Annotated in this window: 12 protein-coding genes; 4 read left to right on the top strand and 8 right to left on the bottom strand. The window is 70.3% G+C overall.

The window, feature by feature from the left end; translation table 11 throughout:
• Positions 1-10: 10 nt before the first annotated feature.
• Positions 11-445 (bottom strand): MarR family winged helix-turn-helix transcriptional regulator, encoded by a 435-nt coding sequence (locus tag ACFVS9_RS09420; RefSeq protein ID WP_383116707.1) that lies wholly within the window; start codon positions 443-445, stop codon positions 11-13.
• Positions 446-559: 114 nt separating this feature from the next.
• Between ACFVS9_RS09420 and ACFVS9_RS09415 the strand changes: the two genes are divergently transcribed.
• From ACFVS9_RS09415 to ACFVS9_RS09405, 3 genes are all read left to right on the top strand, one after another.
• Complete coding sequence (locus ACFVS9_RS09415) at positions 560-1,579, top strand: NADP-dependent oxidoreductase (protein WP_383116708.1); 1,020 nt, start codon at positions 560-562, stop codon at positions 1,577-1,579.
• A 132-nt stretch (positions 1,580-1,711) separates the two neighbouring features.
• Positions 1,712-2,140 carry an organic hydroperoxide resistance protein gene (locus ACFVS9_RS09410; protein ID WP_383116709.1) on the top strand — a complete coding sequence of 143 codons (429 nt, stop codon included), beginning with the start codon at positions 1,712-1,714 and terminating at the stop codon, positions 2,138-2,140.
• A gap of 180 nt (positions 2,141-2,320) precedes the next feature.
• On the top strand, positions 2,321-3,838 hold the full coding sequence (locus tag ACFVS9_RS09405; RefSeq protein WP_383116710.1) for an alpha-N-arabinofuranosidase: 1,518 nt from the start codon (positions 2,321-2,323) through the stop codon (positions 3,836-3,838).
• 84 nt (positions 3,839-3,922) lie between these two features.
• On the opposite strand, the gene mmsB is transcribed toward ACFVS9_RS09405, so the two are convergent.
• The 6 genes from mmsB to ACFVS9_RS09375 form a co-directional block, all read right to left on the bottom strand.
• Positions 3,923-5,161 (bottom strand): multiple monosaccharide ABC transporter permease, encoded by a 1,239-nt coding sequence (gene mmsB, locus ACFVS9_RS09400; RefSeq protein WP_383118476.1) that lies wholly within the window; start codon positions 5,159-5,161, stop codon positions 3,923-3,925.
• On the bottom strand, positions 5,158-6,708 hold the full coding sequence (gene mmsA, locus ACFVS9_RS09395) for a multiple monosaccharide ABC transporter ATP-binding protein (RefSeq protein WP_389931223.1): 1,551 nt from the start codon (positions 6,706-6,708) through the stop codon (positions 5,158-5,160). Before mmsA ends, mmsB begins: the two co-directional genes overlap by 4 nt.
• A gap of 32 nt (positions 6,709-6,740) precedes the next feature.
• Complete coding sequence (chvE, locus tag ACFVS9_RS09390; RefSeq protein WP_383118474.1) at positions 6,741-7,850, bottom strand: multiple monosaccharide ABC transporter substrate-binding protein; 1,110 nt, start codon at positions 7,848-7,850, stop codon at positions 6,741-6,743.
• A gap of 139 nt (positions 7,851-7,989) precedes the next feature.
• On the bottom strand, positions 7,990-8,973 hold the full coding sequence (locus ACFVS9_RS09385; RefSeq protein WP_383118473.1) for a hypothetical protein: 984 nt from the start codon (positions 8,971-8,973) through the stop codon (positions 7,990-7,992).
• 110 nt (positions 8,974-9,083) lie between these two features.
• Positions 9,084-10,103: a zinc-binding dehydrogenase gene (locus ACFVS9_RS09380; protein WP_389931221.1), complete on the bottom strand. Its 1,020-nt coding sequence runs from the start codon at positions 10,101-10,103 to the stop codon at positions 9,084-9,086.
• A complete protein-coding gene (locus ACFVS9_RS09375; protein ID WP_383118471.1) occupies positions 10,100-11,254 on the bottom strand; it encodes a mandelate racemase/muconate lactonizing enzyme family protein in 1,155 nt (384 codons plus the stop codon). The genes ACFVS9_RS09380 and ACFVS9_RS09375 overlap by 4 nt, the downstream gene beginning before the upstream one ends.
• A gap of 257 nt (positions 11,255-11,511) precedes the next feature.
• Here ACFVS9_RS09375 and ACFVS9_RS09370 point away from each other — a divergent pair, with 257 nt between their 5' ends.
• Positions 11,512-12,300 (top strand): EI24 domain-containing protein, encoded by a 789-nt coding sequence (locus ACFVS9_RS09370; RefSeq protein WP_389931219.1) that lies wholly within the window; start codon positions 11,512-11,514, stop codon positions 12,298-12,300.
• Positions 12,301-12,317: 17 nt separating this feature from the next.
• Here the strand turns inward: ACFVS9_RS09370 and ACFVS9_RS09365 are convergent, their stop codons facing one another.
• Positions 12,318-13,310, bottom strand: a complete 993-nt coding sequence (locus ACFVS9_RS09365) for an aldose epimerase family protein (protein WP_389931218.1) — start codon at positions 13,308-13,310, stop codon at positions 12,318-12,320.
• Positions 13,311-13,319: the final 9 nt, after the last annotated feature.

Here is a 13,319-nt window from a genome sequence, read left to right as displayed (position 1 = left end):
AGGACGGCCCTCAGACGGCGTCCTCGCCGAGCATCCGGCGCAGCAGGTCACGCAGCACGGTGCGCTCCGCCTCCGACAGCTCGGCGAGCGGCTCCCGGGCGAAGTCCAGGGCGTCCCGCAGCTGCCCGGCCGTGCGCAGTCCCTCCTCGGTCGGGGCGGCGAGCTTGACCCGCCGGTCGGCCGGGTCCGGGCGGCGTTCCACCAGGCCGCGGAGCTCCAGCCGGTCGACAATGCCCGTGATGTTGGACGGTTCGCACTTCAGCTTCCGGGCGACCTTGCGCATGGGCATCGGCTCCAGCGAGAGCAGCCCGAGCACCCTGGCCTGCGCGCCGGTCAGCGCGTGGGTGGCGGCCGCCCGGTCGTACTCCTCGTGGTAGCGCGCCACGACGCCGCCGATGAGCTGGATGACGTCGAGGGTGAGAGGGTCCGTGTGCGAGGTGGCCATGACACCCAGGGTACCGAATTACTTGACAAGGTGAAATATCTGGACGCATGGTTGTTTCACGTCCTGAAGCTTTTCGCTTCTCCCCCCGCACGACACCGAGGAGAACCCGAGCCCATGTCCGTACTCCCCACGTCCAGCCGCGAATGGCACCTCGTCGCCCGCCCGCACGGCTGGCCCGAGACCTCGGACTTCGCTCTGCGCGAGGTGCCGGTGTCCGCTCCCGGTGAGGGCCGCGTCCTCGTCCGCAACCTCCACTTCTCGGTCGACCCCTACATGCGCGGCCGGATGAACGACGTGAAGTCGTACGTCCCGCCCTTCAAGCTCGACCACCCCATGGACGGCGGCGCGGTGGGCGAGGTCGTCGCCTCGAACGCCGAGGGCTTCGCCGTGGGCGACCACGTCCTGCACGGTCTGGGCTGGCGCGAGTACGCCGACGTCCCGGCGAAGCACGCGGTCAAGGTCGACGCCTCGCTGGCCCCGCTCTCCGCCTACCTCGGCGTGCTCGGCATGACCGGGCTCACCGCCTACGCCGGCCTCTTCGAGGTCGCCTCCTTCAAGGAGGGCGACGCCGTCTTCGTCTCCGGCGCGGCCGGCGCGGTCGGCAGCCAGGTCGGCCAGATGGCCAGGCTCAAGGGCGCCTCCCGGGTCATCGGCTCCGCCGGTTCCGACGAGAAGGTCAAGCTCCTCGTCGAGGAGTACGGCTTCGACGCGGCCTTCAACTACAAGAACGGCCCCGTCCGCGACCAGCTCGCCGAGGCCGCTCCCGACGGCATCGACGTCTACTTCGACAACGTCGGCGGCGAACACCTGGAGGCGGCGATCTCCTCGTTCAACGTCCACGGCCGCGCCACCATCTGCGGGATGATCGCCCAGTACAACTCCACGGAGCCCACCCCGGCCCCGCGCAACCTGGCGCTGGTCATCGGCAAGCGGCTGCGCCTGCAGGGCATGCTCGTCGGCGACCACTCCGCGCTCCAGCCGCAGTTCGTCCAGGAGGTGGCCGGCTGGCTGGCCTCCGGCGAGCTCAAGTACCGCGAGACGAAGGTCGAGGGCATCGAGCACGGCTACGACGCCTTCGTGGGCCTGCTGCGCGGCGAGAACACCGGCAAGATGATCGTCTCGCTGGACGCCTGAGCGCCCGCGGGCCCGGGCCGTCGGTGATCCGGCGGGTGGCGGGGTGCGCCGCACCGCCACCCGCTAGGCTCGGCCCAGGCCGTCGCGGTCGTGGGCGCGAGCCGCGGCGCATCAGCAGGAGGAATCACCCGTATGACCATCCAGCACGTGGACGTCGCCTACACCGCCGTCGCCACCGCTTCGAACGGCCGTGACGGCCGCGTCTCCAGCGACGACGGCAAGCTCGACGTGGTCGTCAACCCGCCGAAGGAGATGGGCGGCAGCGGCGCGGGGACCAACCCCGAGCAGCTCTTCGCGGCCGGCTACAGCGCCTGCTTCCAGGGCGCCCTCGGCGTGGTGGCCCGTCAGGAGAAGGCGGACATCTCCGGTTCGACGGTGACCGCGTCGGTCTCCATCGGCAGGACCGAGGCGGGCGGCTTCGGCCTGGAGGTCGCGATCAGCGCCTCCCTCCCGAACCTCGACCCGGCCACCGCCCTCGCGCTCGTCGAGAAGGCGCACCAGGTGTGCCCGTACTCGAACGCCACCCGGGGCAACATCAAGGTCGCGCTGTCGGTCGGCTGACCCCGCTCCACGCGTACGTCCGAGGGCCGCATCCCGTCACAGGGGTGCGGCCCTCGGACGTACGCGGACACCCCCGTCCGCAGGAGCGTGTGCGAAAGCATTGACGGCCGCGGAGGTTGAACCCTACGGTCCGTTCGATGTTACGAGCAGCATTCGAAATATCGAACGAGTTAGGGAGTCATGACCCGCACCGCGCGCTTCACACTCGACCCGGCCTTCACCGTCGGCGATGTCGACCCACGCCTCTTCGGCTCCTTCGTCGAGCACCTCGGCCGCTGCGTCTACGACGGCATCTTCGAGCCCGGCCACCCCTGCGCCGACGAGGCAGGGCTGCGCACCGACGTCCTGGACCTCGTCCGCGAACTCGGGGTCACCGCCGTCCGCTACCCCGGCGGCAACTTCGTCTCCGGCTACCGCTGGGAGGACAGCGTCGGCCCCGCCGACGAGCGCCCCCGCCGGCTCGACCTCGCCTGGCGCTCCACCGAGACGAATCGTTTCGGCCTCTCCGAGTACATCGGCTTCCTCAGGAAGATCGGCCCGCAGGCCGAACCGATGCTCGCGGTCAACCTCGGCACGCGAGGCGTCCAGGAGGCCATCCAGCTCCAGGAGTACGCCAACCACCCCTCCGGCACCGAACTCTCCGACCGCCGCGTGGAGCACGGCGACAAGGACCCCTTCGGGATCAGGCTGTGGTGCCTGGGCAACGAGATGGACGGCCCGTGGCAGACCGGCCACAAGACCGCCGAGGAGTACGGGCGGATCGCGGCCGAGACCGCGCGCGCGATGCGGCAGATCGACCCGTCCGTCCAGCTGGTCGCCTGCGGCTCCTCCAGCCGCGCCATGCCGACCTTCGCCGCCTGGGAGGCGACGGTGCTCGCCGAGACCTACGACCTCGTCGACCACGTCTCGCTGCACGCCTACTACGAGGAGACCGACGGTGACCGGGACTCCTTCCTCGCCTCGGCCGTGGACATGGAGTCCTTCATCGAGAGCGTCGTCGCGACCTGCGACCACGTGGGGGCGCGCCTGAAGTCCACGAAGAAGATCAACCTCTCCTTCGACGAGTGGAACGTCTGGTACATGAGCCGTTTCCAGCAGGAGACGGCGGAGAACCCGCTCGACTGGCCCGAGGCGCCGCGCCTGCTGGAGGACAACTACAGCGTCACCGACGCCGTCGTCTTCGGCAGCCTGCTCATCGCGCTGCTGCGCCACGCGGACCGGGTGACCGTCGCCTGCCTGGCCCAGCTGGTCAACGTGATCGCCCCGATCATGACCGAGCCCGGCGGACCCGCCTGGCGGCAGACCACCTTCTTCCCCTTCGCCCAGGCCGCGCGGTACGGGCGGGGCCAGGTCCTGGACGTACGGGTGGACTCGCCCACCTACGGGACGGCGAAGTACGGCGAGACGGACCTGCTGCACGCCACGGCCGTACGGGACCCGGAGACGGGCGCGGTCACCGTCTTCGCCGTCAACCGCGGCCAGGACGCCGCGCTGCCCCTCGAAGTCGCCCTGACCGGACTGGGCCTGGAGCGGGTCGTCGAACACCGGGTCGTCGCGGACGCCGACCCCGAGGCCCGCAACACCCTCGCCGAGCCCGAGCGGGTGCTCCCGCACGCGGCCGAGGGGACCGAGCTGGTGGGCGGGACGCTCAAGGCCGTGCTGGAACCGCTGTCCTGGAACATGATCCGGCTGTCCTGACCACGGCGAACGGCGCCCTCCCCGTGCCGGGGAGGGCGCCGTTCGCGGTCGGGCGCGGTGGTCAGCGTGCCCGTCGGGCGGTGGTCACGAGCCGACCTTGCGCTTGTTCCAGACGTCGAAGCCGACGGCGGCCAGCAGCACCGCTCCCTTGATGACCTGCTGCCAGTCGGTGCCGATGCCGACGAGGTTCATGCCGTTGTTCAGCACACCCAGGACCAGGCCGCCGATGATCGCGCCGAGGACCGTGCCGACCCCGCCGCTCATCGACGCACCGCCGATGAACGAGGCGGCGATGGCCTCCAGTTCGAAGTTGAGACCCGCCTTGGGCGAGGCCGCGTTGAAGCGGGCGGCGAAGACCAGACCGGCCAGCGCCGCCAGCATGCCCATGTTCAGGAAGACCAGGAAGGTGACCTTCTTGTCCTTCACGCCCGACAGCTTGGCCGCGGGCAGGTTGCCCCCGATGGCGTAGATGTGGCGGCCGATGATCGCGTTGCGCATCAGGTAGCCGAAGCCGACGACCAGCACACCGAGGATGAGCAGCACGACCGGGGCGCCCTTGTAGCTGGCGAGCAGCAGCGTGACGACCAGGACGGCCGAGACCAGTGCGACCAGCTTCAGCAGGAACAGCTTGGCCGGCGGCACGTCGAGCGCGAACTCCTGCTGCCGCTTGCGGTCGCGGACCTCCTGGAGCACCACGAAGACGATCACCGCGAGGCCCAGCAGCAGGGTGAGGTTGTGGTAGTTCGTGGTCGGGCCGACCTCGGGCAGGAAGCCGTTGGCTATCTTCTGGAGGTCCGGCGGGAAGGGGCCGAGGGTCTGGCCCTTCAGGAAGATCTCCGTCAGACCGCGGAAGAGCAGCATGCCCGCCAGCGTCACGATGAACGACGGGATGCCGAGGTAGGCGATGAAGAACCCCTGCACCGAGCCGGCGACGGCGCCGATGGCCAGGCACAGCACCACCGCGAGCGGCCAGGCGATGTGGTGTTCGACCATCAGCACGGCGGCCATCGCGCCGATGAACGCGGTCAGCGAGCCGACCGACAGGTCGATGTGGCCCGCGATGATGACGAGCATCATGCCGATCGCGAGGATCAGGATGTAGCTGTTCTGCAGCACCAGGTTGGAGACGTTGCGCGGCAGCAGCAGGTCGCCGTCCGTCCACACCGCGAACAGCACCACGATCAGGCCGAGGGCCATCAGCATGCCGTACTGGCGCATGTTCCGGCGCATCCCGCCGAGCATCAGCTGCAGCAGGCCGTCGCCGGACCCCTCCTTGCCGGGCGGCGCGGGGGCCGGGGTCCTGTCGGTCACGTCCGTGCTCATCGGGTTACCTCTTTGTCCTTCGTCATCTGACGCATCAGCGCTTCCTGCGAGGCCTCGGCCCGCGAGAACTCACCCGTCAGCCGTCCCGCGGCCATCGTGTAGATGCGGTCGCACATGCCGAGCAGCTCCGGCAGTTCGGAGGAAATGAAGACGACCGCCTTGCCCTGGGCGGCCAGCTGGTCGATGACCGTGTAGATCTCGTACTTGGCGCCCACGTCGATGCCGCGCGTGGGCTCGTCCAGGATCAGCACCTCGGGACCCGCGAAGATCCACTTGCTGAGGACGACCTTCTGCTGGTTGCCGCCGGACAGCTTTCCCACCGGCTCGAAGACGGTCGGCGCCTTGATGTTCATGGACGTGCGGAAGCCCTCGGCGACCTGGCGTTCGCCGTGCTCGTCGACCACACCCCGCCTGGCGACCTTGCCCAGGGCCGTCAGCGAGATGTTCCGGTTGATGGTGTCGATGAGGTTGAGGCCGTAGTGCTTGCGGTCCTCGGTGGCGTACGCGATGCCGTGCCCGACCGCCTCCGGGACGGTCTTCGTGCGGATCTCGGCGCCGTCCTTGAGCACGGTGCCGCCCGCGTAGCGGCCGTAGGAGCGGCCGAAGACGCTCATCGCCAGCTCGGTGCGGCCGGCGCCCATGAGCCCGGCGATACCGACGATCTCGCCGCGGCGCACCTCGATCGAGACGTCGTCGACGACCTTGCGCTGCTGGTCGATGGGATGGTGCACCGTCCAGTTGCGGATCTCCAGGGCGGGTGCGGAACCCTCCTCCGGGTGGTGCGGGGTCCGGTCGGGGAAGCGGTTCTCCAGGTCGCGGCCGACCATCCCGCTGATGATCCGGTCCTCGGTCGTCTCCGCCGCCTTCACGTCGAGCGTCTCGATGGAGCGTCCGTCGCGGATGATCGTGACCGAGTCGGCCACCCGGCGGATCTCGTTCAGCTTGTGCGAGATGATGATCGAGGTCATGCCCTGTTCCTTCAGCTGAAGGATCAGGTCGAGCAGTTTGCCGCTGTCCTCGTCGTTGAGCGCGGCCGTCGGCTCGTCGAGGATGAGCAGCTTCACCTTCTTCGACAGGGCCTTGGCGATCTCCACCAGCTGCTGCTTGCCCACGCCGATGTCGGCGACGCGGGTCTCCGGGTGCTCGTCGAGACCGACGCGGCGCAGCAGTTCACCGGCGTGCCTGAGGGTGTCGTTCCAGTTGATCAGTCCGCGCCTGGCGTGTTCGTTGCCGAGGAAGATGTTCTCCGCGATGGACAGGTACGGCACCAGCGCCAGCTCCTGGTGGATGATCACGATGCCGTGCTGCTCGCTCGCCCGGATGTCCTTGAACCGGCAGGTCTCCTCCTCGAAGAGGACGTCCCCCTCGTAGCTGCCGTGCGGATGGACGCCGGACAGCACCTTCATCAGGGTCGACTTGCCGGCGCCGTTCTCCCCGCAGATGGCGTGGACCTCGCCCTGACGGACGGTCAGTGAGACGTCCGAAAGCGCTTTGACACCGGGAAAGGTCTTGACGATCGAGCGCATTTCCAGGACGGGTCCCGCCATGGTCTTGCCTTCCAATCCTTGGTCTCGCCCGGTTACTTGAGGTCGTTCTCGGTGTAGTAGCCGCCGTCGATGAGGACTTCCTTGTAGTTGGCCTTGTCGACGCTGACCGGCTGGAGCAGGAAGGCGGGGACGACCTTGGCGCCGTTGTCGTACGACTTGGTGTCGTTGACCTCGGGCTTCTTGTCGTTCAGGACCGCGTCGACCATGTTCGAGGCGACCTTGGCGAGCTGGCGCAGGTCCTTGTAGACGGTCTGCGTCTGCTCACCCGTGACGATCGACTTCACCGAGGCGACCTCGGCGTCCTGGCCCGTCACGACCGGCATCGGCTTGGCCTTGGTGCCGTAGCCGTCCGACTTCAGGGCGGAGAGGATGCCGATGGAGATGCCGTCGTACGGGGAGAGCACGGCGTCGACCCGGGCGCTGCGGTAGCTCGACGTCAGCAGGTCGTCCATGCGCTTCTGGGCGGTCCCGCCGTCCCAGCGCAGGGTGGTGACCTGGTTGAGGGCGGTCTGCTTGGAGCGGACGACCAGCTCGCCCTTGTCCACGTACGGCTTGAGGACGTTCATCGCGCCCTGGAAGAAGTACTTCGTGTTGTTGTCGTCGTTGGAGCCGGCGAACAGCTCGATGCTGAAGGGGCCCTTCTTGCCGTCCTCCAGGCCGAGCTTGTCCACGATGTACGTGCCCTGCAGCTCGCCGACCTTCTCGTTGTCGAACGAGGCGTAGTAGTCGACGTTCTCCGTGCCGAGGATCAGCCGGTCGTAGGAGATCACCGGGATGTCGGCGTCCTTGGCCTGCTGGAGCACGTTGTTGAGCGACTTGTTGTCGATCGCGGCGACGATCAGGGCGTCCACGCCCTGCGTGATCATGTTCTCGATCTGCGAGACCTGCTGGTCCGGGTCGTCCTCGCCGTAGACGAGCTTGGTCTTGTAGCCCTTGGACTTCAGTTCCTTCACGACGTTGGCGCCGTCGGATATCCAGCGCTCGGAGGACTTGGTCGGCATCGCGACGCCGACGGTGGCGCCGTCGGAGCCACCCTTGTCCTCGTCGCTGCCGCCCTCGGCGTTCTGGCCGCAGGCGGTCAGCGCGAGGGCGAGGGAGGCGGCGGAGGCTATGGCGGCGAGTGCGGCTCTGCGGTTGCGCATAGTCATCATCCTTGATGGGGGTCAGGTCCCGGTCCGGTGGTGCCGGTACGCCCGGGGAGCTACGGGCTGATCGACCGAGAACAGGTGTGTGGGATTGTGCGCGTCCCTGTCTTCTTTTGTGTGAAACTTTTCCGGAACGTTATGACGAGATCGCGAACCGGTTGAGCGGGCCCGGCAGTCGGGAGCCGAGCGGGGCCATGCCCCCGTCGGCCCCGTGCCGTGCGAGCAGGTCCAGCGCGAGCCGTCCGCGCCGCACCCGCTCCCTGGCGGTGGACAGCGCCAGATCCCGCAGGTGCTGTCCGTACGGATAGATCCCGGGCGCCTTGGCGAGCCCGAACTTCAGGTACAGCGGCGCCCCGCGCCGGATCAGTTCGGCCACCTCGTACATCCGGACATAGCCGCCGAGATCGTCCGGAGCCTCGATGTAGAGGTCCATCGGAGCCCGCGACACCCTTCGGATCTCGGTGAACTGAGCCAGCGTCAGGTCGGACGGGATGTTGATCGAGTCGGCGCCGAGCTGCTCGAACACGGCGTACGAGGCCGGGTTCACCGGCCCGATGAGCGCCGAGACCTTGAAGGTGGTGTCGGCGGGCAGGGTGCCCTGCGCGCGCAGCCGGTGCAGGGTCCACAGCACCCCCTCGTCGGCCACGAGCAGGCACTTCACCCCGAGCGCGGTGGCGCGCAGCGCGTCCTCGACACAGCCGGCCAGGGCGTCGTGGCCACGGGAGCGCAGCCCCGCGCCGCCCGAGTCCGTACGGACCGACGCGCCGGTGTCCCAGGTGCCGCGCGGCCCCGTGAACAGGCAGAGCTCGATGTCCCGTCCGGCGCAGGCCTCGACCATCTCCGTGATCTCCGCGTCGGTCAGCATCCAGATGCCGCTGCCCTGACTGACCCGGTGGACCGGCACGCCGAGCCGCGCGGACTCCTCGAGCACGACGCCGAGGGCCTCGGGACCCTCCACGGACGGCACCTCGGTGCGCCAGCTCCCCCCGCCGGGGAAGGAGTGCGGCGAGGCGTCCGCCGGGGACAGGGGGGCCGCGCCGAGGCCGAGCGCGGTGAGCGCGGCCTCACCGGGGCGGCGGGGGCCGGCGCTACCGGGGGAAGAGACAGGGGCGTCGTTCACGACTGGTCCTTCATGTTCGGTATTTCGGACGAAGTTCGGATCTTTGGGGGTGAGCCGGTACGAAGGCGGTCAGGACGCCGCCGGACCGGGTACGGGTCAGGGCCGGCCCGTCACGGCCGCAGCAGCACCTTCCCCGTCTCCGGGTCCCCGGACCCCACCAGCGCCACGGCCTCGGCGAACCGCTCCAGCGGGAACTCGTGGGTGATCAGCGGCGCCGGGTCGAGCAGCCCGGCCGTGAACGCCCGCACCGCGTGGGACCAGGCCGACGAGGACGCCCCGAAGACGCTGCGCACGGTGAGCTGGCTCAGCGACAGGTGCACCGGGTCGATGCCGGTGGCGCCCGGGGTGAACATCCCGGTCAGCACCACCCGCCCGCCGCGACGCGCCAGCAGGCACGCGTCCGCCGCGGTCGACGGCGCTCCGGCCGTCTCCACGACCAGGTCGTAGCGGCCGCGCACCTCCTCGGCCTCCCCGGGGGTCCGCGCCTCGGCCGCGCCGAACCGAAGGGCCTGGGCGGCCCGTCCCTCCCGGGGGTCGATCGCGGTGAGCTCCGCCGGCGACACCGCCGCCAGGAACTGCACCGCGAGCAGGCCGAGCGTGCCCGCCCCGAGCACGGCGATCCGCTCACCGGGCTCGGGCGCCCCGGCCCGTACCGCCGCCGCGATCACCGCGGCGGGCTCCAGCAGGGCCGCCGCCCGCAGGTCGGCGTCGTCGGCCAGCGGGTGCAGCAGCCGGGCGGGGACCACCAGATGGTCGGCGAACGCGCCGGGCCGGGTGAAGCCCGTCTCGTCGTACCCCGCCGTGCACAGGGAGGTCTCCCCGTACCTGCACCGCTCGCAGCGCCCGCACGCCCGGAAGCCCTCGGCGACCGTACGCCGTCCGGTCAGCGCGGGGTCGACGCCCTCGCCCACGGCGTCCACGGTCCCCGACCACTCGTGCCCCGGTACCACGGGGTAGCGCACGTAGGCCGGGTCGCGGTGGCCGTCGTACACCTCGCGGTCGCTCATGCAGATCCCGGCGGCGGCGACCCGCACCCTGACCTCGCCGGGGCCCGGCTCCGGGAGCGGGCCCGCGGTCAGCCGGTGGCTGCCGGGGCGCTCGACGGTCAGCGAGCGGGAGAGGGGGCTCACTTGGGCTGCCTCTTCTCCCAGCCGTCCGCCCACAGGTCGAACCGCGCCTGCTGCTGCGGGAACTCGGCCGCCGCGTCCACGTCCAGCTCCACGCCGAGCCCGGGTGCGTCCGAGAGCTCGAAGCAGCCGGTCGCGGGGTCGACGGCCGGGGCGCCCTTGACGACCTTCTTGATGTCGGCGTCCGCGAAGTCGTTGAAGTGTTCCAGGATCTTGAAGTTGGGGGTGCACCCGGCGACCTGGAGGCTGGCCGCGGTCAGCACCGGGCCGCCCACGTTGTGCGGGGCGATCAGCGTGTAGTGCGTCTCCGCGGTCGCCGCGAGCTTGCGGGTCTCCAGGATGCCGCCGATGTGGCCGACGTCCGGCTGGATGATGTCGGCGGCCTGCGACTCGAAGAGCTCGCGGAACTCGATCCGGTCGTGGATGCGTTCACCGGTCGCGATCGGCAGGTCCACCTTCTCCGCGACCTTGCTCAGCGCCTTGAGGTTCTCCGGCGGCACCGGCTCCTCCAGCCAGGCCGGCCGGAAGGGGGCCATCTCCCGGGCGATCCGCACGGCCGTCGAGGGGCTGAACCGCCCGTGCATCTCCAGCATCAGCTCGGTGTCGGGGCCGATGGCGTCCCGCACGGCCTCGATGAGGGACACGGCGTAACGCGTCTCCTCCTGGCCCAGCTCGAAGTGCCCCGTACCGAACGGGTCGATCTTCAGGGCGCGGTAACCGCGCGCCACGACCCCCTGCGCCGCCTCGTGGTAGGCCTCCGGGGTGCGCTCGGTGGTGTACCAGCCGTTCGCGTACGCCTTGACCCGGTCGGTGACCTTCCCGCCGAGCAGCTGCCACACGGGGACGCCGAGCGCCTTGCCCTTGATGTCCCAGCAGGCCATCTCGACGACCGCGATGCCGGACATCACGATCTCCCCGGCCCGCCCGTAGTCGCCGTACTTCATCCGGCGGACGAGGTCCTCGATCGCGAACGGGTCGGATCCCGTGATGTGGTTGGCCGACGCCTCCCGCAGATAGCCGAGCAGCGCGTCCGTGCGCCCCAGCATCCGGGTCTCGCCGACCCCGGTGAGCCCCTCGTCGGTGTGGACCTGGACGTAGGTGAGGTTGCGCCACGGCGTGCCGACGACGTGCGTACTGATTCCGGTGATGCGCACGGGTGTTGCCTCTCGACGTGTTCGGTATTTCGTCGCTCGTTCGAAATGCTGGCGTGACGTTAATGACGCCCCGGGGGACGTGTCAATGGTTCGCGTAGGACCGGCCGGCACCCGTGGGCGGGAGAAGGCCCGGGACGGGGAGCGTGCGGCTGCCGGGAGGCGGACGGTCCCGGGCGGCCGACGACGACGCGCAGGTGGGCGGGCCCGTCCCACGACGCCGGCGAACGGGTGCCGGCCGCTCTGGGTACCCTGACGCCATGAGTGATCTCGGGGCGGGTTTCGGTTACTTGGTCAAGGGCCAGCGCTGGGCCTTCGGGCACGGCCGGTGGTTCGGCTTCGGTCTGCTGCCCGCGCTGATCACCCTGGTCGTGTACGCCGCCGCCCTCGTCGGACTGGGCTACGGCGCCGACGACTTCGTCGGCTGGGCCACCCCGTTCGCCGACGACTGGTCCTCGCCCTGGCAGGCCCTCCTGCGCGGCACCCTGGTCGCCCTGGTCTTCGTGTTCGGGATGTTCCTCGCGGTCATCACCTTCACCGCCGTGACCCTGCTGGTGGGCCAGCCGTTCTACGAGTCGCTCTCCGAGGAGGTCGACCGCACCGAGGGCGGCGAGGTGCCGCGGTCGGACCTGCCGCTCCTGCGCGAGCTGTGGATCTCCGCCCGCGACTCCGTCCGCATCCTCGTGCGCGTGGCGCTCTACGGGGTGCTGCTCTTCGCCCTCGGCTTCATCCCCGTCATCGGGCAGACCGTGATCCCCGCCCTCGGCTTCTGCGTCTCCGGCTACTTCCTCTCCGAGGAGCTCACCGCCGTGGCCCTCCAGCGGCGCGGCATGGTCCTCAAGGACCGGCTCGCGCTGCTGCGGGGCCGCCGCATGATGGTCCTGGGCTTCGGGGTCCCGCTCGCGCTCGCCTTCGTCGTCCCGTTCGTCGCCGTGTTCCTCATGCCGGGCGCCGTCGCCGGGGCCACGCTGCTGGCCCGCGAACTCACGGCGCCCGCGCCCCTGCCGGAGCCGGCCCCCTCGTCGCCGTACACCCTGAGCAAGGACTGACGGCCCGCCGCCCGGGCTCAGCGCACCGAGAATCCGTACACCGTCGTGGAGGCGTACTCCTCACCCGGCCGCAGTACCGTGCCGGGGAACTCCGGGCGGTTGGGGGAGTCGGGGAAGTGCTGCGTCTCCAGCGCGATCCCGGCGCACGGCACGAACGGATCCCCGCCCAGGTGGTCGGCGGTGTAGAGCTGGAGCCCCGGCTCCGTCGTGCGGACCGTCAGCAGCCGCCCCGACGCCGCGTCGTACAGCTCGGCGACCGGCTCGTCGCCGGTCTCCTCCAGCACGTAGTTGGTGTCGTAGCCGGGACCCACCGGGCGGGACTCCCGGAAGTCGAAACGGGTCCCCTCCACCGGCAGGAACTCGCCCGTGGGGATCGACTCCCCGTCCGCCGGGGTGATCCGCCCGGCCGCGAGCCGCAGTTCGTGGCCGAGCGCGCTGCCGCTGTCCGCCCCGGCCAGGTTCCAGTACGAGTGGTTCGTCAGGTTCACCACGGTCGGCGCGTCCGTCGTGGCCCGGTAGGCGATCCGCAGCGCGCCGTCCTCGTCCAGGGTGTACGTCACCGACACCTCCAGCCGCCCCGGGAAGCCCTCCTCGCCGTCCTCGGCGGTCAGGGAGAGCCGCACCCCGTCCGGCACCTCCTCGGCGGCCCACACCCGCTTGTCGAAGCCGCGCTCACCGCCGTGCAGGCTGTTGCGGCCCTCGTTCCGCGTCACCCGGTGCGTCCGCCCGTCCAGGACGAAGGAGCCGCCCCCGATCCGGTTCGCGTACCGGCCGACCACCGCGCCGAAGTACGGGCCGGGGCAGGTCTCGTACCCCTTGACGTCCGGCAGCCCCAGGGCCACCTCCGCCCGGGTGCCGTTCCTGCCGGGCACCGCGACGGACTGCACCACGGCGCCGTACGTCAGCACGCGCACCCGGGTGCCCGCGCGCTCCAGGGTCCAGCGCCGCACCGGCGTGCCGTCCGTGAGGGTGGAGAAGTCTTCGCCGTGTACCGCTGAACCCGTCGTCATGATCAAGAA

It is taken from the genome of Streptomyces sp. NPDC058008, from assembly GCF_042886395.1.
In the GTDB taxonomy this organism is placed as follows: domain Bacteria; phylum Actinomycetota; class Actinomycetes; order Streptomycetales; family Streptomycetaceae; genus Streptomyces.
The sequence above is the reverse complement of the archived record's forward strand: the minus strand, read 5'-3'. Positions and strand labels throughout refer to the sequence as shown.